This is a genomic window from Streptomyces sp. NPDC085946 (assembly GCF_044540485.1).
GTDB lineage: Bacteria > Actinomycetota > Actinomycetes > Streptomycetales > Streptomycetaceae > Streptomyces.
Window position 1 is genome coordinate 1 of the sequence record NZ_JBITSF010000034.1, and the last position, 21,766, is coordinate 21,766.

Below are 21,766 nucleotides of genomic sequence, written 5' to 3' on the forward strand. Positions count from 1 at the left end.
CGTAGACGGCCACGCTCGCGATCCCGGCGTCCCGGCAGGCCCGGGCCACGCGGACAGCGATTTCGCCACGGTTGGCGATGAGCACCTTGCGCACGTTGGATCTCTCTTCCTGGCTCGTCCGGAACACTGCGAACCAGCCTGTTCCGTGCACGGATCAGGACTCAAGGTCTACTTCTGCATGGTTCGTTGAACTTCTCGCACCCCTGACAACGGAAGGTGAGCGGTTCTTGAACCGTACGTCAGGGGAACGTCAGGCCGCCGCGGGCGGAACGCCGTTGTTCCGCCGCGCCAGGGACCGGAGAGGAGCGCTACGGGTGCCCGAGCCGGAAGCCGACTCCCCGCACCGTGACGATCCATCGGCTGGAGCCGAGCTTGTTGCGCAGACTGCTCACGTGGGTGTCGAGCGTGCGGCCGGGCCGTGACCAGGCGTCGTCCCAGACCTGGATCATGAGCTGCCGGCGGGAGATGACCTTGTCCGGCTGGGAGGCCAGCAGATGCAGCAGGTCGAACTCTTTGCGGGTCAACTCGATGCGCCGCCCGCCGAGGCACACCTCGCGCGTGCCCGCGTCGATGCGCAGCATGCCCCGCACGATGACCTGCGCGGGCAGCCGCTGCGGACGGGCCCGGCGCATGACCGCCTCGATCCGCGCCATCAGCTCCGGGAAGCCGTACGGCTTCGCCAGGTAGTCGTCCGAGCCCGCCTGCAGGCCCAGCACCCGGTCGAGTTCGGTGTCCCGGGCGGTGACGACGATGATCGGTGTGTCACAGACGGCGCGGATGCTCCGGCAGATCTCCAGGCCGTCCAGGTCGGGCAGTTCGAGATCCAGGAGGATCAGGTCGCAGTTGTGGTGCGCCTGCAGGGCCTTGGCGCCGGTGGCCACGCTCTCCGCCTGGTAGCCGTGCCGGTGCAGGCGCTGCACCAGGGACTTGGCGCTGTTCGGGTCGCTCTCCACGACGAGGATGCGTACCGCGGCAGGCCGAGGGCGCGCCGTTCTCTCTATGGTCGGCGCGCCGGTGGAGATCGGGATCAGCCGATCCACGGCGTGGACGGAGTCGGTTATGTGGGGGGTGAGTAAGGCGGTGGACTGTTGTGTCATCTGCTGCTCCTGCACATCCGTGGTACGGACCGTCATCCCCAGTAGAGCTGTGCGTCCAGCACGATAAAAACCAGCTCGCCGGTTTGTCAACGTTGCCAAAAGGAACGCATTCGGCCATGTCACGCCCTTTACAGGCCATATTTAGGACCGGAGGTGGCGCAGTGTCCGGCATTGGGCAACGGTATACAAACCGGGGTGCTGGTTTAATTGATCCACCTCGCAGACGCGCATGTCTGCCTCCCTCTTCTTCCCCTGCCGGCCGCTGGGCCGCAGGGGCAGTTCTCCTACTGGAGCCACCGGTGACGAAACAGGAACGGGGTATCCGCACCCGTCAGGCGCTCATCTGTTCGGCGGCCGAGGTGTTCGAACAGCACGGGTACGTGCAGACGCGCCTGGCGGAGGTCAGCGCGCACGCCGGCCTGAGCACCGGCGCGCTGCACTTCCACTTCCGCAGCAAGGCGGCCCTGGCCGACGCGGTGGAGTCCGCCGCGTCGGAATCCCTGCACCGTGCGGCGCGCGAGGCCGGGCAGTACCCGGCGAACGCGCTGCAGTCGCTCACCGACATCTCGCACGTCCTCGCGTGCCTGCTCGGCCGGGACGTGGTGGTGCGCGCCGGAGTGCAGCTGGCCCAGGACAGGAACCGGGAGCCCAGCGTGGACTTCCACCGGGAATGGCAGGACTGCGTGCGGCAGCTGCTGGCCCGGGCCGCGGACGAGGGCAGCCTCGCCGACGACGTCTCCCAGGAGGACCTGGCGACGGCCGTGGTGGCGGCGACCATGGGTTTCCTGTCCATGAGCCGCAAGAACGAGGAGTGGCTGGCGCGCCATTCGCTCACCCGGTTCTGGCGGCTGATCCTGCCGCGTGTGGCCACTTCCCGTGTGCGGAGCTCACTGGCCCCGGCCGGCACGGACTCCGTGGCCGCCGCGATGGCGCCCCTGACCGGGACCGTGCCGGGGACCTTCCCGCAGCCGCGCCACCCCGACTGACGCGCCGGGCGCGGCACGGTCCGCGCCCCGCCGGGCGGCGCCCTCCGCTCAGGGCCGCAGGATCACCTTGCCCGTGGTGCGGCGGGCCAGCAGGTCCTCGTGGGCCCGCCGCGCCTCGGCCAGCGGGTACTCGGCGCCGGTGACCGGCCGCAGGCGTCCCCGGAGGGTGAGCGAGAGGAGTTCCCGGAGCGGCTCGGCGTAGCCGCCGGGCCGGGCCAGGACGGGGCGCAGCCAGAAGCCGACGACCCCGGCGCCGAGCCGGCCGAGCCGCGCGGGGTCCACCGGGGTGAACCCGGCGCGGGAGGCGTTGCCGTAGGTCACCAGCCGGCCCGAGACGGCGAGGGAGTCGAGGGCCTCGTCGAAGAGCCGCCCGCCGACCGCGTCGAGGATCACGTCGGCGGGCCTGTCCAGCGGATACCCCACCACCGCGTCGGCCCCCAGGGACAGGACGAGGTCCCGCTTGGCGGCGGTGGAGACCGCGGCCCCCACCCAGGCGGCGCCGAACTCCCGGGCCAGTTGCACGGCGAGGCTGCCCACGCCGCCCGCCGCGGAGTGGACCACGACGCTCTCGCCGGGCAGGAGGCGGGCCGCGGTGCGCAGCAGGTGCCACGCGGTCAGTCCCTGCATCAGCAGGGCCAGCGCCTGTCCCGCGGGCAGGTCGTCGGGAACGTCGATCATCCTGGCGTCGTCGGCCAGGGCGAGTTCGGCATAGCCGCCCCTGGTCAGGGCGGCCACCCGCCGCCCGTCCCGCGTCCTGCCGACCACCTCCCGGCCCGGCACGTACGGCGGCGGTTCCCCGCCCTCGTAGGAGCCGTCGGTCTGGACGGCGTCGGCGAAGTTGACGCCCGCGGCTTCCACGGTGATCAGCGACTGGCCCGGACCGGGGACCGGCTCGGGCACCTGTCGCAGCGTCAGAACCTCCGGACCGCCGAAGCGGTCGACCTGAATGGCCCGCATGGTGGATGAACTCCCGTACGTGTGGGTGGTGTTGACATTGAATGACATCGAGGACGACATCCCGCAGGGCGCGGCGCGGCCACGCGAGCCGCGCCGAAACCCCGAGGAGACAAGGGGCGAGAGCCGGTTACCTGTTTGTCATGAACTCTTCCAGAAAGATCTGGGACACTGCGGAACATGATCACAACGGATGGACTCTTACACGGCAAAGTGGTTCTCGTCACCGGCGCGAGCAGCGGTATAGGCGCCGCGGCCGCGGCCGTCTTCGCCCGTGAGGGAGCCGCGGTGGTACTCGCCGCACGCCGTGAGGAGAGACTCTCGGCCCTCACGGCCGAACTGACCGGCAAGGGGTTCGACGCGGCGTACGTGGTGACCGACGTGACGCGCGCGGCGGAGGTGCGCCGGGCGGTCGACTTCGCCGTGGACCGCCACGGCCGGCTCGACGGGGCGTTCAACAACGCCGGCATAGGCGGCGACCAGACCCCCTTGCACGAGATGGGCGACGACATCTACGACTCCGTCATGGACACCAACGTCCGCGGACTGTGGAACTGCATGCGTGCCGAGATCGCGGCCATGCTGGCCGGCGGCGGTGGCGCGATCGTGAACAACAGCAGCGTCGGCGGCCTGGTGGCCATACCGGCCGCCGCCCCGTACGTCGCCGCCAAGCACGCCGTGGTCGGTTTCACCCGGGCCGCCGCCGACGAGTACGCGCGCCGGGGGATCAGGGTGAACTCCGTGGCCCCGGGGTCGACCCGCAGCGAGATCACCGTCGACTGGTACGGGCGCAACCCCGGCCTGGAGGAGGCGATCCACGCGATCACGCCCCAGGGGCGCACCGCGGACCCCGAGGAGATCGCCGAGGCCGCGGCCTGGCTGCTCAGTGACCGTGCGTCGTACGTCACCGGCGTGGTGATGCCCGTGGACGGCGGGTTCGTCAACCGTTGAGGCGACCGGGGGACGCCGATCCTCCCCGAGGGGGTCGGCTCCCCCTTGCCCGTGTGCCGTCGCGGAGCGTGCCCCGCGGGCGGCCCGGCCCGCCCGGGCTAGACCCTGCCGACCAGACTGATGGTGAAGGCCGTCCTGCCGTACTGCACGCCCTTGACCTCGACGAGCGGGCCGGCGTCACCGGCCGGCGGAGTGACGGCCGCCTCGATCCGGCAGGGGGCGTCGAACTCGACGTAGTGGTCGTACGAACTCACCACCTCGACCGGCGAGAACGGCGCGGGGTGGGTGACGCCCTGGGCGGCCTGGCAGGCCGCCTCGATCAGTGCCAGAGCGGGGACGTGGTCGACGGGGTGGTCGTACAGCATCCTGTTGCGCACGTCGACGCGCAGGTTCCACCGGCCGGGCCGGTCGCCGGCGGCGAGGACCACGTCCAGGGCGTCGGTCCGCCCGACCGTGTGCGCCGCCACGGGGGCCGGGACCGGTAACCCGCCCCACGGGGCGTGCAGGTACTCCCCCCGCAGCCTGCGGTAGACCGCCGGGGCTATCCAGCTGAAGTCCACCACGGACTCCGCGACCACCCGCTGTCCGTGCAGCAGGGCCAGCTCCATCCGCATCGAACGGCGGCCCGTGTTCCGGCAGGACACGTTGACAATCAGGTCAGCCGGTTGGTTTCTGGGAACGCAAAAGGAGCGGGCCAGGGAGAAGTCCATGCGCTCCATCAGCGTCTGGTGCGAGAGCGGAACCGATCGCTCCGCATGCGCTATGAGCAGGCAACTCTGCCGGATCGTCTGCGTGAGCAGCAGGGTGTCGTGGAAGGTGCCGTCCCCCGCCGCGGGCCATCGCGCGGTCACCGAGTACCGGTCGTCCCCGTGCGAGGACCAGCCGGTGACCAGGACGGACTCCTCCCGGTGCAGATGGACGTACTCTCTGGGAACGCCTTCCCGCCGGACCTCTTCGACGCGATCGCTACCACGCAGCAACACGCTGGACATGATTCCCCCACTGTCTGGCGACAACGACTTTGACGTGCCGTAAGATACCGACTCGCCGGTCTTTTTTAAAGGAAATTCCTTGTTTCCGTGGGGGGAACAGCTGTGGCGCAACAGGAGCGGGCGATCAGGACCCGCAAAGTGATCTTGGAGGCTGCCGCAACGGTCTTCGACGAAGTCGGCTACGAGGCGGCGACCATCTCGGAGGTCCTGAAGCGGGCCGGGGTGACCAAGGGGGCCTTCTACTTCCACTTCCCGTCCAAGGGGGACCTCGCCCTGGGGGTGCTCGACCAGGCGGTGACGACCGACGGCGTCGAACCGCAGGAGGTGAAGCTCCAGGAGGCGGTGGACACGATGCTGATCATGGCGTACCGGCTGCCCAGGGAGCCCGTCTACAGCGCCGCGCTGCGACTGTCGGTGGACCGGAACTCACAACGCCTCTTCGGTACCCGCTGGCCCGACTGGATCTCGCTGCTGAGCGCGCTGCTGGGGGAGGCCAAGGAGCGCGGGGAGATGTACGCGTACATCGACGAGACCCAGGCGGCCCGCCTCCTGCTGTCCTCGTGGACCGGCGTCCAGATCGTCTCCGAGGGCCTGCCGGACACCTACGACCTGTCGACGGAGGTGTCGAGGATGCTGCAGCTGATGTTGCCGAGCATCGCCGTGCCCACGGTCCTGAGCCAGTTGGAGGTCTCCGCCGACCGCAGCGCCCGCCTCGTCGCCGCGTTGCCGGACGACGAGGCGCAGGACGCCGCCGCCCCGGTGTGAACGCCCGCGTCCGCGGACGCCAGGAACCGGGCCGGCGGCCGTACGGCTGCGGCCGGGCCGCTGTCCGGCGGCCCGGCCGGGGCTCCGTGCGGGTCCGCGCACGCGCCCCTCACCCGCCGGTCCGGCTGGAGGGGGCCGGGGTGGCGGCCGGGACCGCGTCGTCGGAGCGGGAGTCCGCCACGTCCGCCCGGGTGACCATCAGGAAGAGGACGGCCAGGGCCGGCACGGCTGCCGCGACCAGGAAGCCGGTGATGGACGAGGTGGCCTGGATGAGGGGACCGATCAGCAGCGGAGAGGCGAACTGCCCGGCGAAGGTGGCGGTGCCCGACAGGGAGGTGGCCTTGCCGCGGACCTCCTGGGGCACGCCCTCGCCGACCAGCACCGTGGTCACCGGGAAGAACACCCCCTGGCCGATGCCGAACAGCAGCGGCGCCAGGAACAGCAGGGGTGCGTTGGGTGCGGCGGCGAGCAGAAGCAGCCCGGCCGTCCACAGCACCAGCGATCCGCGGAGGAGCACGCTGTAGGTCAGGCGGGCGCGCATCGAGGCGTACGCGAGCCCGATGAGGCTCATCGCGGCGGACATGCCCACGGTGTAGAAGGAGACCAGCAGCGGATCCTCCACGCCGAGTTCGGCGAGGCGTCCCGGCAGGAAGACCACCAGCACGTACAGCAGCAGGGAGCCGCAGAACTGCAGCGCGTACCACACCAGCAGGAGGCGGTGCTCGCGCAGCATCGCCCAGGCACCGGGTCCCGCCCCGCCCGTGCGGCCGGAGCCCGCCGGGCGGGTGCGCGGCAGTATCAGGGCGGTGGCGATGCCGAGGGGCACGCCGACCAGGTAGATGCCGAAGGGCAGGTGCCAGGAGATGCCGCCGATGGCTCCGGCCAGCAGCGGCCAGAGCACTCCGCCCAGACTGGTGGCCGTCCCGCGCCAGCCCATCGCGCGGTCCTTCGCCGGTCCCTGGTAGAGATTCAGCAGGGCCACGGTGGTGCCCGAGAAGACCAGGGCCGCGCCGGCGCCGAAGAGGGCGCGCGTGGCGATGAGCGCCGGGTAGTTCTCGACGATCAGGCCGGTGCCGCCGGCCACCCCGTACAGGACCAGTCCGCCCGCCAGCGGGAGGCGCACGCCCCACCGGTCGAGCATCCATCCGGCCAGCGGGCTGGTGACGGCGATGGCGAGGCTGTGGGTGGTGATGATGAGGCCGGCGGCGGTGCCGCTGACTCCGAGATCACCGCGGATGACCTGGATGACCGGGGCGAGGATGGAGCCCGCCATCACGGTCAGGGTGGAGGCGAAGAGCAGCAGCGGCAGGGTTCCGGGGCGAACCGGAACCGGCGCCGCCTCTTGCGGGGGAGCGTTCACCGGGCGCCCTCCAGGACGGGACCGCCGACCCCGCCGGGGCGGGACAGGCCGTGGTTGGTCAGGTGCAGCACGCGTGAGTTGAAGGACATGAAGGGCTGGATGAGCCCGTCGACGAAGACCAGGAAGGCCAGGGTGCCGACGCCGACCGGGCCGCCCAGCAGCCAGCCCAGGGTGAGCAGAACGGCTTCGACGCCGACCTTGGCACCCCAGAAGGGCACGTTCCAGCGCTGGTTGAGGGTGATGACGATCAGGTCCATGGCGCGGATGCCGGTGCCGCTCATGATGATCAGCGCGGAACCGTAGGCGCACAGCAGGACCGCCGCGGCCAGGGAGGGCACGGAGGAGATCCAGCCCAGGTCGGCCAGGAGCATCAGGTCGATGAGGCTGCCGCAGAGCAGGAAGGTGACGAACGGCATGACCACCGGACGGCGGCGGTTCCACACCGACCAGATGGCGATGCACACGGCCGCGACGAGCGCCTGGACCACGCCGATGGTGAGCGGGAGGTGTTCCAGGACGCCCAGGGAGAGGACGTCCAGCGGGTCCACCCCGAGTTCGGAGTGGATGAACAGGGTGGCGCCGGACGCGAAGACCACACAGCCGGCCAGGTAGAGCGCGTAACGGCGCAGCCGCTCCCGCAGGTCGTCGGGGCGCAGGGGCCGTGCGGACGCGTGCGTGGTCACTAGCTTGGACATGGTGGGGCTCCTCTACGAGGCCCCTGCGGACCACCCGGCAGACGACGGGGGGATGACGTGGCGGACGGCCCGCAGGGGGGAATGGGGTGAAGCCGGACCGTCGCCGAGCAGCAAGCGGCGGACGGCCCGCGCGAAGGAGTGCCGGTCAGGCGTTGACGAAGATGAGCTGGTTGCCCTCGGGGTCGGTGATCTCGAACCGCTCACCGGTCTTGTGCGGCTTGATGTCGGTCGGGCCCAGGTCCTGCACGGCCTGATGGGCGGCGGGGATGTCCACCTCGGTGAAGGCGATGGCGGTGGGCTGGTCGCCCTTCTGGATGATCAGCTCGCCGTCGTGGCCGGTGTCGAAGACCACTGCGGCTCCCGGGTACTCCTCGCGGATCTTCAGACCGAGCCGGTCGCGGTAGAAGGCGACCATCGCGTCCAGGTCGTTGCAGAAGATCTTGATCACCGTGAGCTTGCCGAACATGGAGTCTTCCCTTTCATGAGCGCCCCCTGACGAGGGGAGTGCCGACGCTGTGACGGGGCTTCGCCCGACGAAAAGGAAACTACACGGTGCAGTTCAGAAAGTAAACCGGAGAGTGCAATAACTGCTGTGGCGAACGGGAAGGGGTGGGTGCGAGGGGATCGACGGGGTCGATCGATGACGTGTTCGTAAACTAAACGGTACAGTTTCGCCTGATTCGCAAGGTTGGCGCGAACGTCAGCGTGATCGGACACGGTCAGTGCTATCGAAGGAGTGACCCGACATGACGGCCCCCATCACGACCCGACCAGGGCGACCCGCGAAGCGCATGGCGATCGACCACGCCGCCCGCGCTGTTTTCGGCCGTGAGGGTTACACGCGTGCCAGCATGGACGGCATCGCCGCCGAGGCCGGCGTCTCCAAGCGCACGATCTACAACCACTACCAGGACAAGGAGCAGCTCCTGCTGAGCGTCCTCCAGGAGAGCACGCACGCGGTGGCGGCCCATCAGCAGGAGCTCATCGAACGGCACCTGTCCGACCCGGCCGACTTGAGGGCCGGACTCGTGGCGCTCGGTCGTGCCCTCGCCGCCCCGCAGAGCGGATTCGAGCAGCACTTCGCCCTGGTGCGGGTCATCTTCGCGGAGGCGTCCCGGTTGCCCGCCGAGGTCACCGGCAGGTGGCGTACGGAAGGGCCGCAGCGCATCCAGGCCCTGCTCGCCCAGCGCTTCACCTCCCTGACGGAGGCCGGTCGGCTGCGCGTGGACGACCCTCAGGAGGCTGCCGCCCACTTCACCCAGCTCGCCATGTCGGAGGCCTACGAACGCTCCTTCCACGGGGCTCTGCCCCTGCCGGCGGGCGAGGTGGACGCGCTGGTCGCCTCCGGCGTGGCCGCCTTCCTCCGGCTGTACGGGGCCGAGGGCTGAGCCGCCCGCGTCGGGCGGGCCCGGGCTCCGGGGCGGCGATCCGCCGGGGCGGGTGCGTGGGCGGGTCGACGGGGTGCGGACGCCGCCCCCGGTCGCCGGTGCGAGGGGCGCCGGAAGACTTTTTGCTCCGCACGGTGTAGTTTACTTTGGCGTCGGAGCACTCGTCGCTCCGTCCGGCACGAAGCCGTCTCTCCCGGAGGTAACGCATGACCACCCAGCCCCTGTCCGTCGCCGTCATCATCGGCAGCGCGCGTGGCGGACGCCTCGGTGACAAGGTCGGCCACTGGATCGCCGGGCAGGCCCGGTCGCGCGACGACATGACGGTCGACGTGATCGACGTCGTGGAGCACCCGCTGCCGGTCGCCATGCCCGCGATGGGCGAGGAGCCGGCCGAGCACGTGCGGACCGTCAAGGACGCCCTGTCCGCGCGACTGGCCGCCGCCGACGCCTTCGTCGTGGTCACCCCCGAGTACAACCACTCCTTCCCGGCCTCGCTGAAGAACATCATCGACTGGCACCTGCAGGAGTGGGCCGCCAAGCCGGTCGGCCTGGTGTCCTACGGCGGCATGGGCGGCGGTCTGCGGGCCGCCGAGCACCTGCGCCAGGTCTTCGCCGAGGTGCACGCCATGACCGTGCGCGAGATGGTCAGCCTGCACAACCCCTGGTCCTCCTTCAGCCACGCGGACGACGCCCCGGAGGGCGCGGACGCGGCGGCGAAGAAGCTGCTGGACCAGGTGGCCTGGTGGGGCCGGGCCCTGCGCACCGCACGCGCCGAGCAGCCCTACGCGCTGTGAGCCGACCGGGCCGTCCGGCCCGGCGCGACCGGACGGCCCCGCGGCCGCCCGGTCGCGCCCGCGACGCGCTCCGCCCCCGGCCGGGCCGTCGCACACCGCCCGGGTGCCGCCGATGCCGTACCGGACGGACGGGGAGCCGCGGCCCGGGGAGGGGCTGACGGTCGCCGGGTCCGCGCCGCCGGGCACCGGCAGGTGCGGGGAGGCGGGGAGAGGTGGTCCGGTGACGCGGTCCCGGGGCGTCCATGCGACCGGCCCCCTTGCGGCCGGCTCCGAGCGGGCCCCGGCCGGTGACCGCGGAGGTCGTCGCACAGGGCCGCACCCGGATGGGTGCGGCCCCGCGGCATGACGGGAGGCCCCGGCTCAGCTCGCCCGCACCCGTTCGCCGGTGGCCCGGGCCGCCTCCGCCCAGGCGAGGCTGACGGCCCGGTGAGCGGCGGCGGTGCCGCACGCGACGTCGGCGGACAGGGACACGGGGGCGCCGATGTGGACGTGGAGCCGGGGGCGCCGCAGCGGCGCGGTGACGGCACCCGCGAGCTGCTTGGCGGCCGATCCCGAGGTCAGGCGTCGGGCACCGGCGTGACCCACCGGTACGACGGGTGCGCCGGAGCGGTGCGCCAGGCGGGCGAGTCCGGTGCGGAACGGGCCGGGCGGCTCCGCCGCGGCGTCCGTGCGGCGGGGGATCCCGCCCTCCCCGTAGATGAGCACATGGCGTCCGCGGTCCAGCGCGGCCGCCGCGGCGTCCAGGGCCTCGGCCGCCCGGGCCGATCCGCGGTGGACGGGGATGTGCCCCTCCCCGGCCAGCATCCTGCCGAGCAGGGGGATCCGCCAGAGCCCCGCGGTGGCCATGACGACCGGCTCGATGCCGAGGGACCGGAGGGCGGCCACCACGAGCGCCGGGTCGGCGAGCGAGTCGTGGTTCGCCGCGAAAACGGCGCTCCGGGGCAGGGACAGACCGGGGTCGTGGGTGACGGTCAGCCGTCCGAGGACGGGGACGACGGCAGCGGCGGCACGGCTGAGCAACGGACGGCCTTTCGACGCGGGTGCGCTTTCCGCCGCCAGACTCGCCGCCCGCAGGGCCCCGGGGCCTGAGCCGTCGTACTCATCCGGCGGGTCCGGCTACTCAGGACGAGCTGCCGGCAGGCCATGTCGATGCGGCCGGCCGGACGGCCCGCGGCGACCGGCACGGCGGCGGGCGTCCGCATGCTCCCCGCCGTGGACGTCGACGGCCTGCCGGACGAGCACGGCGCGGAGTACGCCGAGGAGGCCGGGGCACCGTCCGACGGCGGCCGCCGGGACCGGGACACGGCCCTCGCCGGGCCGATGGGGGAAGTCGGCCGGGTGGGGGAGGCCGTCGCCCCGCTGAGCTCGTCCGCCGGGCCCGGGGGGGCCACGGGATCCGGCGGAACTGCTGATCGAACAGGGCGCCCCGCCGAGGCCAACGCCGGCCTTCCGCCCGTCGCCGCCCGGCGCGGGCGAGAGGCTCAGGCCCGGCGCCGCGGCGAGCCCGGCCCGTCCGGCCGGTCACCGCACGCGCCCCGCGGCCCGGACCGGGCCGCCGCGCCACGGGTGCGCGACGCGCTTCAGGCGGTCAGCGCCTGCTCCACCGTGGGGTGGCAGGAGATGAAGTCGTCGACGCCGACGAGTTGCAGGACACGCAGGACCGACGGCTGGGCGCCGGCGAGGCGCAGCCACCCGTCGGCGCCGCTGAGGGCCTGGTGCGCGGCGACGAAGACGTTGATGCCGCTGGAGTCCAGGAAGGTCACACCGCCGAGGTCCACCACGATCCGCGGGGGCGTCGCGCCGTCGCCGGACCGCAGAGCGTCGCCGAGCGCGTCCTTGACGTCGTGGTCGATCTCGCCGTCCACGGTCACCACACGGATGCCGTCGACCACGGAGTGCGTGATGGTGAGCCGGTCCGGCCGGTCAGCTTTACGGATGTCGGTCCCCGTCTCCTCGACTGCGCCCAGACTTGCCACGGGTCAGGCCGTGCGCGGACGATTCTGCCCCACCTGCCCGGCCACATCCACCCGGGCGGCCGTGCCGAAGGACACCCGGGGCATGCGGGGCGCCATGGTGGGTACTGGCGCCCGCGTGAACGGGGAATGAGGCGATGCCGGTGGGATCTCGTGCCGACGGTGACGGCTGTACGGCGTCCGACGCGCATCTGATGCACGTCGGCCATGCCCTGGGCGGTGACGACGGCTGCATCGCCGAGGCCCGTCAGCACGCCGTCGCCTTCCTCGACCGGGCCCGCAGCGACCACTGCCTGCCCGTGACGGCGCGCGTCAGGGACCTCACGCAGCTGGTGGTCAGCGAACTGGTCACCAACGCCCGCAAGTACGCCCCCGGGCCCGTGCGGATGGAGCTGTGCATCACCGCCGACGCGGTGGAGGTCGTCGTGTGGGACAGCGACCCCACCGTGCCCGCCGCCCGGGCCGCCGACCCGGGACGCATCGGCCAGCACGGCCTGGAGATCGTCAAGGCCGTCTCCGAGGAACTGCGCATCCGGCGGGAGGCGGTCGGCAAGCGCATCACGGCCCGCATCGCACTCGCCGACACGACGGGCAGCGTGGGCCGCCGGACTTGAACGGGGGCACGGCAGCTCTTGCGGGGGCCGGCGCACTCGGAGCCGGGTTGCGCGGGCACGAGCCGAGGTGCGGGCACGCTCACCCGGCACGCGGAAGCTCCGCGCGGACGGGCCCTGCCCGGCCGCCCGGCCGGCCCCGGACCGGGCGTACTCGTCGAAGCCGTCCGGCGCCCTCCCGCAGGGGGCGCAGACGCAGCCGTGTCCCCTCCTGCACCGCGCGGGCGGACCAAGTCGGAACCGCGAGCACGATCACGAGCGGGGGAGGGCGCCACGGCGGGCCGCGCGGGCGCGGCTGCCCGGAGGGGGAACGGCGGGCCGGGCGGTCCTCGCACCGGGCGGCGGGGCAACCTTCAAGCGTGCTTCGGCGGTGTGTCACCACTCGTTCGCGTTCCTCTGGGCATATGGGCGCGGGCCGGGCCGCTGGGGGACCGGGCGTCGTCACGGGGGGACATCTCGGGAGCGATCGCACGCACGACAGGCGTTCTGTTCGCCGCCGCTCTGACGGTCGCGGCCACCGCCGTCCGGCCCGCGGAGAGTTCGGCCACCGAGCGGTCCGCGCCGACCGGGGCGCCGTGCGTCATGGGGCAGCTCGCCGCGCCCGCCGGCACGTACCGGGCCGGGCTGTACGACTCCGACCCCACCGGCCGCTTCCAGGTCGGCTACACGATGGACAGGAACTTCCAGTACCACCTGGTCAGATGGGTCGACGGCGTGCCCGAGGACCTGGGGACCGCGCGCACCGGTGCCACGGGCATCAACGCGCGCGGCGACATCGTGGGGTCCGAGTTCGACCCGGAGACCTACCGGTCGCAGGGGTGGATCCACCGCGACGGCCGGTTCAGCGCGCTCCCGGGCGTCGAGCCGGGCTTCGACGCCCTCCCCACGGCGATCAACGCGGACGGCACGGTCTCCGGAGCCTCGGGCGCCCCAGGGCAGCGGCCGGTGCCGGTGCTCTGGACGCCGGCCGGCGAGGTGCGTGCGCTGGACCTGCCCTCCGGTGACGCCGGGGGGCGGGGCGCCGCCATCGACGACGACGGCACTATCGTCGGATGGACCGACGCCGGCCCCGACACCTCCGCGCACGCGGTCCGCTGGAGCCCCGACGGCACCCCGGCGCGGCTTCCCGAGCACCTGCCCGGCCCGGGCACTGGGTCGACGGCCCGGGCCGTGGCCGGCGGCACCGTGCTCGGGTACGAGGTGAACGCCACGAGCCCGGCCACGACCGTCCTGCTCTGGCAGGACCCGGCCGCCGCCCAGCCGGTCATCCTCGGCGAAGGGGAGCCGCAGGCGGTCAACCGGCACGGCTCCGTGGTCGTCCGCGCCGCGCCGGACGCCGAACTGTGGCTGCTGCAGAACGGTGTCAGGCGGTCGCTGCCCAGCGACTCCACGCCCTACCCCACCGCCGAGGTCGTCGCGCTGACCGACGACGACATCGCCTACGGCCGCTGGAACAGCACCCCCGTGCGCTGGGACTGCCGGCTTCCGTGACGCCCGCCGGGACCCTGCCGCACCCGCCGTGACCGTGTCCGACCGAGCACCGAGCGCCGCACTGGAACAGAATGGGCGAAATGTCCGGCGGACTCGGAGGCCCGGTGATGCAAGACAACGGTGAGAGCGACGAGGCGTCGGCCGAGGAGCCCGACGTGCACGGCGGCGGACCCGAGGCCGAGGACACCGACGAGTACACCGAGCCCGGCGTCCAGGGCGAGGAGCCGGAACCCGACGACGGGACCGGCCCCGTGTCCGGCGGCGGAGCGGCCGGCGGGCGCCTGGGGGCCGACGCGACCCCCGACGTCTTCCTCGACGTTCCCCTGCTGAAGGTCGACGAGATCGACCTGGAGGTCGAGGACCTGCGCGCGCACGTCTCGCTGCAGGCCGAGGTGCTGGACCTGCTGAAGCTCAACGTGGGCGCCGACGTGGCGCTGGGCCGGGTGCACCTGGGCATCTCGGGGGTGGAGGCGCAGGCCCGGCTCACCGTGCGTCTCGACAACGTCGCGTCGATCCTCGACCGGGTGCTCACCACGATCGACCGCAACCCGGAGATCCTGCACGAGCTGACGCGCGGGGTCGGCGCCGCGGTCCAGGACGTCGGCGGGGGAGCACGTCAGGCCCTCGGCGACCTGGGCGCGGGTGCCGGCAGGGCCGTCGAGGACGTCGGCCGGGGCGCCGGGGGCGCGGTGCGGGACGTGGGACGCGGCGTCGGCTCGGTGGCGCAGGACGTCGGCCGGGGCGCCGGCCGGGCCGTCCAGGACGTGGGGGGTGCCGCCGGGCGCGCGGTGGAGGAGGTCGGCGGTGGGGCCGGGCAGGTCGTCGGGGCGGTCGGCGACGAGGTCGTCGCCCCTGCCGGGGACGTGGTCGGGGCGGCCGGGGGCGTGACGCGAGCGGCGGGCGACACCGTACGGGAGGCCGGCGGTGCTGCCGAGCCCCCTGCGGACACGGCGGGCGGCACCGCGCGCCGGGCCGCCCCGGCCGGACGGGGCACGGCGCGCGGACCCGCGGAAGGGGAGCGGAGCCGGACCGCCCGGAGCCAGGGCGGCACCCGCCCGCGTCGCGTACGCACCGAGGACGGCAAGCTGCCACCGCGGCCCGGCCGGCGCCGCGCCACCGGAGAGCGGGACGAGCCGCCGTGAACGGCTGACGCCCCGGGGCCGGGGGAGAGCGGCCGGGCGGCCGTCGGGCGGGACCCCGGGCCGGGGGATGCCGCCGGGGAGGGCCCGGCGTGGGACGTCGCGTTCGGGGCGACGGTCCACGCCGGGCGTCTCCGCTTCGCGGAACCCCCGCAGACCCGCGTCCGTTTCCCGGGCACCGGGGAGCGGCGGTCGACGAGCCGCAGCGACCGGACCAACCTCCCCGACCGGGTCGTCCCCGGTCGGGAGTACCGCGACGTCACCGTCGCCTACCGTCTCGCGACCCGGCTCACCGGCGCGACGGGCGGGACGGGCGAGATGGGCGGGACGGAGGCCGAGGGGGGCGGCGAAGACGACCCGGAAAGGTGACGCGTGCGGAGCGGCCGCCGGCCGGCCGAGAGCGTCCTTCGATGCGCCTGAGGGCTCCCGTACGTGTCATCGCAGTGCTTCCGTGCCGCGGCCGACCGCGATCACCGTGCGCGCGGGCGGCCCGGCGGCGGCGCCGGTGTCGAGGGCCGCGGTCGCGTGGGAACCGGCCGGGGCTTCCGCCGCCTCGTGCGGGATCGGTGTGATCGGCGCGCCCCGCACCGGTACGAGGGCGAGCGGAGCGCCCGGCCCGTCGGCGAGCACGGCCAAGGGACGGACACGGCGGGACGGCGGAACCACCGGCTCACGGGTCGAGGGGGCTGACGGCGTGACCGAAAGCCCCCACTCCGGCCGGCTCGGGGCTCGACGTGGCCGGTGCCCTGCCCGGCCGACGGCCCCCGGGTCATCTGCCTTCCCCGGCGCCGGCCTGTTCCGCCGGCGCCCCTACGCGTCGTCGTCGGCCTGCGCGGTGTCGTCCTCCTCGGCCGAACCCGCCGCCTCGTCCTGCTGCCCGCTCTCCTCCTCCGGGTGGACGTCCCGTTCTCCCGTCACCTGCTCCAGGGGGTGGCTCTTGTCCTGGTCGTTCGTGTCGGACATGTCGTGCTCCTCTGCGAGGGGGACGGGCCGGGTGGCGGAGGCCTGCTCCGGCCGGTCCTTCCGCGGACCGGCCGCCCGGGCCACGCCGCCCTGCCCCGTCACTCTTCACCGGTCTGTCAACCCGCCGCGTTCCCGGCCTGCGCCGGAACGAACATGCGCCGCGCGGACGTCCAGCCGCGCCCCCGGAGGCCTCCGCCCCGCCGGTCAGCGGGCCCCGGCTTCGGCCGCGGGCCGGTCCTCGCTGGTCAGGGAGCGGGCGAGCGGCGCCCTCGCGAGGGCGACCACCCCCGCGACGATCAGGGCGACGCCCAGCAGCTGGGGCAGCAGCCACCACCCCGACCGCAGGTACTCGCCGTAGACCGTGATGCCGAGCGCGAGGCTCACGCCCGCGTCGCCGAGGGTGAGCGCGGGCTGGGACGCGACCAGCGGGCCGGCCTGCATGGCGTTCTCCAGGAGGAACAGCGCGGCCGCCCCGAACAGGGCGAAGCCGTAGGTCTGCCAGGTGGTGAGGAACGCGGTGGGGCCGCCGTCGTCGAGCGTGTGCATCGACGTCTTCATCAGAGCCGCCGTCACCGCGTACGAGACGGCGGTGGCCAGCCCGAAGCAGGCGGCCCGCGCGCGGCCCTCGGGGCGGCGCAGCGCCGCGAGGACGAGTGCGGCGATCGCGCCGGTGCAGACGGCCAGGGCCGGGATCCACCGGTCCATCGGCGCCTGCGTGGCGTCGCCCGCCGGGGACGCGGCGACGAGGGCGGTGGCGAGCCCGGCGACGACGGCGCAGACGGCCGCCCAGCCGGAGCGGGACAGCCGCCCGTGCAGCAGCACCGTGGCGACGACGAGGGCGAGCGGCAGTTCCAGTACGAAGAGGGGCTGGACGATCGTCAGCGGTCCGGTCGCGAGCGCGACGGCCTGGCAGACCGCCGCGGTGATGACGGCGGCGATGCCGCCGAGCCAGAGGGGACGCCGCAGCAGGTCGAGCATCAGCCCGGCCCGCAGCTTGTCGGAGCGGGGCACGCTCAGGGCGGCCTTGCGCTGGAGGACCGTGGCGAGGGCGTTGCTGAACGCGGCACCCAGCGCGAACAGCACCGGCAGCAAGGAGTCCACCGTGTTGCTCCTCCGGGACGACGAGGCGAGGGGCGATGGGGCGACCGAGGCGATGGGCGACGGGACGGCCCGCACGGGCCCCAGGGGCCCGCTCAGGGGGCGCAGGCCTGCGCGATCGACAGGCTGTTCTCGTAGAGGTGGTGCCGGGTGATGCGGCCGTCCTCGACGGTGAGGTGCAGCGCGAACGGTCCCGCGAAGGACTTGCCCGTCGCCCGGACGGTTCCCGACAGGTGTCCCGTCAGGACGGCGTCGGTGCCGTCGACGAGGAAGGTGTCGACGGCGGCGCGGGCGTCCTCGGGGACGGTGTGCTCCATCAGTTCCGTGAACTGGGCGGCGCACTCGGCGGCGGTGGACCGGGGGCGGATCCACGGCACGGTCGGGTTCTCGGCGAGCTGCCAGTCGACCTCGTCGGCGAAGAGCTCCACGAGCCGCCCGGTGTCCCCGGCCAGCCGCGCGGCCAGGAACTCCTGTACGACCGCCCGGGTGGCGTCGGCGACGGAGACCGCCGGACTCGCTGAATTCACCTCGGAGATGAAGAACACGGCACTCTCCTCGCTGCTGCGGGCGGATCGGTTCCGGCGGGAGTTCCCGTCGGTGTCCCCGATCCTGCCGGGGGAGGAGAGAGCGGTCGATTACGCCGGAGGTAAGGGAGACACCCGGCCCTCCCGCGGACGGGGGTCCGAACATCCCGCGGACGCGCGGGCGTTGCCGCCGGTGTCACCCCGTACCCGGGTCAGGTCGTCGAACGCGGGCTGCAGAGCGCCCAGATGACGGCGGCGTCGATCGCGATGAGCGCCATCGCCCAGACCGGGGTGTGGGGCAGCCACATGAAGTTCGCGATCATGCTCAGTCCGGCGAGCGCGACGCCGACGACCCGCGCCCACACGGCGCCCCTGAGCAGGGCGAGTCCCGCGAGGAAGACCAGGAGTCCGAGGAGCAGGTGGATCCAGCCCCACGTGGTGAGGTCGAACTCGAACACGTAGTTGCGGGTTCTGACGAACACGTCGTCGTTCGCGACGGCGGAGATGCCGGCGAGCATCGTCATCACGCCGTTGAAGATCATGAGGAAGGCGGCGAACACCACCCATCCGCCCACGCCGGCGGCCGTGCCGCGGCCGGCGGTCCCGCGGGGGGTGTGTGCTCTGCTCGTATGGGTGGCCATGAGGTCTCCTGGAGTCGTCCGTCCGGCCCGCCGCGGTCGCCCGCCGGCTGATCGGGCCACTTTCCAATGTGCGCTCGCCCGGTGCCCTTCGCACGCCGGGGGCCGGCGGTCCCTGTACCGGGCGGTGCGGTCGCGGGGACCGGCCTCGCCGGACGGGCGGCCGGGACGCCGGGACGGGACCTCAGGACGGACTTCCGGGGGAGCACGGCCGTCACCGGAGGCACCGGCTCACCGCGGCCCCGCGCGCCGACCCGCGGACCCCGCCTTACGCTGAGCGGAGGACATTCGGGTGAAGCGCACACCGGAAGGGCGCCCCGATGGACGGCTACCCACCGATCGAGAACCACGGCCTGATCGGCGACTTGCAGACCGCGGCGCTGGTGACCACCGACGGTGACGTCGACTGGTTCTGCGCCCCGCGGTTCGACTCGCCCAGCGTCTTCGGCGCGCTGCTGGACCGGGCCAAGGGCGGGCACTGCGCGGTCCGGCCCAGGCACCGTGCCTACGCCACCAAGCAGTTGTACCTCCCCGACACGGCGATCCTGGTCACCCGCTTCATGACCGAGGCCGGCGCCGGGGAGGTGATCGACTTCATGCCGGTGACCGGCGGGACCGTCACGGCGAGCCACCGGCTGGTGCGCATGATCCGCTGCGTGCGCGGCAGGATGACGTTCGAGGTGGAGGTCGCGCCGCGGTTCGACTACGGGCGGCAGGGGCACCGGCTGCACATCTCGGAGCAGGGAGCGGTGTTCGCCGCGGCGGACGGCACCACGCTGACCGTGCACCCCATCAGGGAACCGGACGACGAACGGCTCCTGGACCTGCTCACCGACCGGCGTGACGACCTGCACTTCACCCTGACCCTGGAAGCCGGACAGGAGCGCGGACTGGCCCTGGAATGGGCCGCCGACGGGCCGCCCGGGGAGATGCGGCCGGCCCGGTACGCCCGACTCTTCGACGAGACGGCGGCGTTCTGGCGTTCCTGGCTGCGCCAGTCGCGCTACGCCGGGCGGTGGCGCGAGACGGTGGAGCGCTCCGCGATCACGCTGAAGCTGCTGACCTTCGCGCCCACCGGTGCCGTGGTGGCCGCCCCGACGGCGGCGCTCCCCGAGCACCCGGGCGGCGAGCGCAACTGGGACTACCGCTTCACCTGGATCCGGGACGCCTCCTTCTCGGTGTACGCCCTGTTGGGCCTGGGTTTCACCGAGGAGGCCAGGGCGTTCATCCGGTGGCTCACCGACCGGGTCGAGGAACGCGCCGGCAGCGAGAGCGGCACCGGCCCGCTGAACGTCATGTACACGGTGGACGGTTCCTCCGACCTGGACGAACAGACCCTGGACCACTGGGAGGGCTACGCGGGCTCCGCGCCCGTGCGCATCGGCAACGGCGCCGCCGCGCAGCTCCAACTCGACATCTACGGCGAGGCACTGGACAGCATCCACTTCGCGCACCGGCACGGGATCCGGGTGGGGCACCGCGGGTGGCACGCGCTGCTGACGAACCTCGACTGGCTGGCCGACCACTGGGACCGTGCCGAGGAGGGCCTGTGGGAGACCCGCGGCGGCCGGCAGGACTTCACGTACGGCCGCGTGATGTCGTGGGTGGCCTTCGACCGCGCCCTCAGGCTCGCCGGGTCGAACGGCCGGCCGGCCGCCGCCGACCGCTGGCGCACCGCCCGCGACGCGTGCTACGACCAGGTCATGGCCAAGGGCTGGAGCGAGGGACGGCAGGCCTTCGTACAGCACTACGGCGGCGACGTCCTCGACTCCTCGCTGCTGCGCATGGCGACGGTCGGGTTCCTCACGCCCGACGACCCGATGTGGACGTCCACCCTGGACGCCATGGAACAGGAACTGGTCAGCGACAGCCTGGTCTACCGCTACGACCCCGAGGCGTCCCCCGACGGCCTGCGCGGTGCGGAGGGCACCTTCTCGCTGTGCACCTTCATGTACGTCGACGCCCTGGCACGCGCGGGACGCGCCGACAAGGCGCGGCTGGTGTTCGAGAAGATGATGGGGTACGCCAACCACCTGGGCCTGTACTCGGAGGAGATCGACCCCACGGGCCGCCAACTGGGCAACTTCCCGCAGGCCTTCACCCACCTCGCCCTCGTCGACGCGGCCATCACGCTGGACGCGGCTCTCGACCGGGCCCGGTAGACCGCGCGTGCGGCCGGCCGGGCCGGGGACCGGGTCCGGCAGCGCGCGCCCGTCGCCCTCCCGGGCCGCCGCCGCGGCCGTCCCCGGGCAGGCGAACCCCTTCCCGTCCCGCACATCCAAGCCGGGCGTCCCGGGCGAATGTCAGGTATGCCGGTAGAGAGGTGCCGCCGTCGGTGGCCGAGGGAAGCGAGGGACCAGATGCGCGAGATCGCGGGCACCGCCGTACGCGGACCCGGTGCCGGCACACCGCTGCACGGACGGGTCGCCGTCGTGACCGGGGCCGCCCGCGGCGTCGGCGAGGCCCTGGCCAGGCGCCTGTCCGACGCCGGGATGCGGGTCGCGCTGCTCGGCCGCGAGGAGAGGACCCTGTGCGCGGCGGCGGCCTCGCTGGCCTCCCCGAGCCTGTGCATCGAGGCCGACGTCACCGACCGTGCCGCACTCGACCGCGCCGCACGGCAGGTGGAGGAGCACTTCGGTCCGGCCAGCGTGGTCGTGGCCAACGCGGGCATCGCCGTCGGCGGGCCCTTCGACCGGACCCCGCCCGACCTGTGGCAGCGGGTCGTCGACGTGAACCTGGGCGGTGCCGCCAACACCGCCCGGGCCTTCCTGCCGCACCTCACCCGTACCCGCGGCTACTTCCTGCAGATCGCCTCGACCGCCGCGTTCGGCTCGGCCCCCATGATGAGCGCGTACTGCGCCTCCAAGGCGGGCGTGGAGTCCTTCGCCCGGGCGCTGCGCGGCGAGGTCGAGCCCGACGGCGTCACCGTCGGCATCGCCTACCTGCACTGGACCGGCACCGACATGGTCAGCGGCATCGACGACCATCCGGTCCTGCGGGCCCTGCGCACCCACCAGCCGTGGTTCGCGCGCCGGGTCCACACCCCCGCCCAGGTGGCCGACTGGCTCGCCACCGGCATCACGCACCGCGCGCACCACGTCTACGCGCCGCCCTGGCTGCGCTGGTGCCAGCCCCTGAGGCCGCTCTTCCCGGCGCTGGTCAGCCGGATCGCCCGGCGTGAACTGCGCGACCGGCCCCGGGCGGACCTCGCGGCCGACGTCGGAGTGCTGGGCGCCGGCGGCCGCGCCGACTGGGAGTCCTTCGTGTCGGGCACGCGGTCCCGGCCGCCCCGGTGAGTTCCCCGGCCGGGCAGCCGCCGCGGTGAGCCCCCGAAGCCGGACCTCGGC

The 21,766-nt window shown here is 73.4% G+C and carries 25 protein-coding genes; 11 read left to right on the forward strand and 14 right to left on the reverse strand.

Annotated elements, in window-relative coordinates:
- Together ACIF8T_RS36760 and ACIF8T_RS36765 are read right to left on the reverse strand one after the other, a co-directional pair.
- Positions 1-94, reverse strand: a 94-nt coding sequence (locus ACIF8T_RS36760) for a biotin carboxylase N-terminal domain-containing protein (RefSeq protein ID WP_280842533.1), incomplete at its 3' end; no start/stop codon positions are given.
- 214 nt (positions 95-308) lie between these two features.
- On the reverse strand, positions 309-1,097 hold the full coding sequence (locus tag ACIF8T_RS36765; RefSeq protein ID WP_400041356.1) for a response regulator transcription factor: 789 nt from the start codon (positions 1,095-1,097) through the stop codon (positions 309-311).
- Between the two features lie 299 nt (positions 1,098-1,396).
- On the opposite strand from ACIF8T_RS36765, the gene ACIF8T_RS36770 reads away from it, so the two are divergent.
- Positions 1,397-2,083, forward strand: coding sequence for a ScbR family autoregulator-binding transcription factor (locus tag ACIF8T_RS36770; RefSeq protein ID WP_400041358.1), 687 nt, complete (start codon positions 1,397-1,399; stop codon positions 2,081-2,083).
- 48 nt (positions 2,084-2,131) lie between these two features.
- Here the strand turns inward: ACIF8T_RS36770 and ACIF8T_RS36775 are convergent, their stop codons facing one another.
- Positions 2,132-3,040 carry a zinc-binding alcohol dehydrogenase family protein gene (locus ACIF8T_RS36775; RefSeq protein WP_400041359.1) on the reverse strand — a complete coding sequence of 303 codons (909 nt, stop codon included), beginning with the start codon at positions 3,038-3,040 and terminating at the stop codon, positions 2,132-2,134.
- Here ACIF8T_RS36775 and ACIF8T_RS36780 point away from each other — a divergent pair.
- Together ACIF8T_RS36780 and ACIF8T_RS36785 are read left to right on the forward strand one after the other, a co-directional pair.
- Positions 3,039-3,221: a hypothetical protein gene (locus tag ACIF8T_RS36780; RefSeq protein WP_400041361.1), complete on the forward strand. Its 183-nt coding sequence runs from the start codon at positions 3,039-3,041 to the stop codon at positions 3,219-3,221. The two genes, ACIF8T_RS36775 and ACIF8T_RS36780, sit on opposite strands and share 2 nt — an antisense overlap.
- Positions 3,218-3,988, forward strand: coding sequence for an SDR family NAD(P)-dependent oxidoreductase (locus ACIF8T_RS36785; RefSeq protein WP_400041363.1), 771 nt, complete (start codon positions 3,218-3,220; stop codon positions 3,986-3,988). Before ACIF8T_RS36780 ends, ACIF8T_RS36785 begins: the two co-directional genes overlap by 4 nt.
- Positions 3,989-4,086: 98 nt before the next feature.
- Here the strand turns inward: ACIF8T_RS36785 and ACIF8T_RS36790 are convergent, their stop codons facing one another.
- Positions 4,087-4,980, reverse strand: a complete 894-nt coding sequence (locus ACIF8T_RS36790; RefSeq protein ID WP_400041365.1) for a ScbA/BarX family gamma-butyrolactone biosynthesis protein — start codon at positions 4,978-4,980, stop codon at positions 4,087-4,089.
- Positions 4,981-5,082: 102 nt separating this feature from the next.
- Here ACIF8T_RS36790 and ACIF8T_RS36795 point away from each other — a divergent pair, with 102 nt between their 5' ends.
- Entirely contained in the window at positions 5,083-5,745 is a 663-nt protein-coding gene (locus ACIF8T_RS36795) for a ScbR family autoregulator-binding transcription factor (protein ID WP_400041366.1), read from the forward strand.
- Positions 5,746-5,854: 109 nt separating this feature from the next.
- Here ACIF8T_RS36795 and ACIF8T_RS36800 read toward each other — a convergent pair whose 3' ends face one another.
- From ACIF8T_RS36800 to ACIF8T_RS36810, 3 genes are all read right to left on the reverse strand, one after another.
- A complete protein-coding gene (locus tag ACIF8T_RS36800; RefSeq protein WP_400041368.1) occupies positions 5,855-7,105 on the reverse strand; it encodes an MFS transporter in 1,251 nt (416 codons plus the stop codon).
- Complete coding sequence (locus tag ACIF8T_RS36805; protein WP_400041369.1) at positions 7,102-7,800, reverse strand: YitT family protein; 699 nt, start codon at positions 7,798-7,800, stop codon at positions 7,102-7,104. The genes ACIF8T_RS36800 and ACIF8T_RS36805 overlap by 4 nt, the downstream gene beginning before the upstream one ends.
- A 145-nt stretch (positions 7,801-7,945) precedes the next feature.
- Positions 7,946-8,266, reverse strand: a complete 321-nt coding sequence (locus ACIF8T_RS36810; RefSeq protein ID WP_400041371.1) for a VOC family protein — start codon at positions 8,264-8,266, stop codon at positions 7,946-7,948.
- A 280-nt stretch (positions 8,267-8,546) separates the two neighbouring features.
- Here ACIF8T_RS36810 and ACIF8T_RS36815 point away from each other — a divergent pair, with 280 nt between their 5' ends.
- On the forward strand, positions 8,547-9,188 hold the full coding sequence (locus ACIF8T_RS36815; protein ID WP_400041373.1) for a TetR/AcrR family transcriptional regulator: 642 nt from the start codon (positions 8,547-8,549) through the stop codon (positions 9,186-9,188).
- 206 nt (positions 9,189-9,394) lie between these two features.
- Positions 9,395-9,982, forward strand: coding sequence for an NADPH-dependent FMN reductase (locus tag ACIF8T_RS36820; protein WP_400041375.1), 588 nt, complete (start codon positions 9,395-9,397; stop codon positions 9,980-9,982).
- 360 nt (positions 9,983-10,342) lie between these two features.
- On the opposite strand, the gene ACIF8T_RS36825 is transcribed toward ACIF8T_RS36820, so the two are convergent.
- Positions 10,343-11,002 (reverse strand): lysophospholipid acyltransferase family protein, encoded by a 660-nt coding sequence (locus tag ACIF8T_RS36825; RefSeq protein ID WP_400041377.1) that lies wholly within the window; start codon positions 11,000-11,002, stop codon positions 10,343-10,345.
- Positions 11,003-11,562: 560 nt separating this feature from the next.
- Complete coding sequence (locus ACIF8T_RS36830; protein WP_400041379.1) at positions 11,563-11,958, reverse strand: STAS domain-containing protein; 396 nt, start codon at positions 11,956-11,958, stop codon at positions 11,563-11,565.
- Positions 11,959-12,098: 140 nt separating this feature from the next.
- Between ACIF8T_RS36830 and ACIF8T_RS36835 the strand changes: the two genes are divergently transcribed.
- The 3 genes from ACIF8T_RS36835 to ACIF8T_RS36845 all read left to right on the forward strand — a co-directional run bounded on the left by ACIF8T_RS36835 (position 12,099) and on the right by ACIF8T_RS36845 (position 15,199).
- A complete protein-coding gene (locus ACIF8T_RS36835) occupies positions 12,099-12,569 on the forward strand; it encodes an ATP-binding protein (RefSeq protein WP_400041381.1) in 471 nt (156 codons plus the stop codon).
- A 579-nt stretch (positions 12,570-13,148) separates the two neighbouring features.
- Positions 13,149-14,057, forward strand: a complete 909-nt coding sequence (locus ACIF8T_RS36840) for a hypothetical protein (protein WP_400041383.1) — start codon at positions 13,149-13,151, stop codon at positions 14,055-14,057.
- A gap of 107 nt (positions 14,058-14,164) precedes the next feature.
- The gene (locus ACIF8T_RS36845) at positions 14,165-15,199 is read left to right on the forward strand and encodes a hypothetical protein (RefSeq protein WP_400041385.1); all 1,035 of its coding nucleotides are present in this window, start codon (positions 14,165-14,167) and stop codon (positions 15,197-15,199) included.
- Between the two features lie 432 nt (positions 15,200-15,631).
- Here the strand turns inward: ACIF8T_RS36845 and ACIF8T_RS36850 are convergent, their stop codons facing one another.
- The 5 genes from ACIF8T_RS36850 to ACIF8T_RS36870 all read right to left on the reverse strand — a co-directional run bounded on the left by ACIF8T_RS36850 (position 15,632) and on the right by ACIF8T_RS36870 (position 18,422).
- Positions 15,632-15,832, reverse strand: a complete 201-nt coding sequence (locus tag ACIF8T_RS36850) for a hypothetical protein (RefSeq protein WP_400041387.1) — start codon at positions 15,830-15,832, stop codon at positions 15,632-15,634.
- A 174-nt stretch (positions 15,833-16,006) separates the two neighbouring features.
- On the reverse strand, positions 16,007-16,159 hold the full coding sequence (locus ACIF8T_RS36855) for a hypothetical protein (RefSeq protein ID WP_400041389.1): 153 nt from the start codon (positions 16,157-16,159) through the stop codon (positions 16,007-16,009).
- Positions 16,160-16,363: 204 nt separating this feature from the next.
- The gene (locus ACIF8T_RS36860) at positions 16,364-17,260 is read right to left on the reverse strand and encodes a DMT family transporter (protein WP_400041391.1); all 897 of its coding nucleotides are present in this window, start codon (positions 17,258-17,260) and stop codon (positions 16,364-16,366) included.
- Positions 17,261-17,352: 92 nt separating this feature from the next.
- Positions 17,353-17,793, reverse strand: coding sequence for a nuclear transport factor 2 family protein (locus ACIF8T_RS36865; RefSeq protein ID WP_400041448.1), 441 nt, complete (start codon positions 17,791-17,793; stop codon positions 17,353-17,355).
- 200 nt (positions 17,794-17,993) lie between these two features.
- Positions 17,994-18,422 (reverse strand): hypothetical protein, encoded by a 429-nt coding sequence (locus ACIF8T_RS36870; RefSeq protein ID WP_400041392.1) that lies wholly within the window; start codon positions 18,420-18,422, stop codon positions 17,994-17,996.
- Positions 18,423-18,739: 317 nt separating this feature from the next.
- On the opposite strand from ACIF8T_RS36870, the gene ACIF8T_RS36875 reads away from it, so the two are divergent.
- Positions 18,740-20,581 (forward strand): glycoside hydrolase family 15 protein, encoded by a 1,842-nt coding sequence (locus ACIF8T_RS36875; protein ID WP_400041394.1) that lies wholly within the window; start codon positions 18,740-18,742, stop codon positions 20,579-20,581.
- Positions 20,582-20,779: 198 nt separating this feature from the next.
- Positions 20,780-21,715, forward strand: a complete 936-nt coding sequence (locus ACIF8T_RS36880) for an SDR family oxidoreductase (protein ID WP_400041396.1) — start codon at positions 20,780-20,782, stop codon at positions 21,713-21,715.
- Positions 21,716-21,766 lie beyond the last annotated feature (51 nt).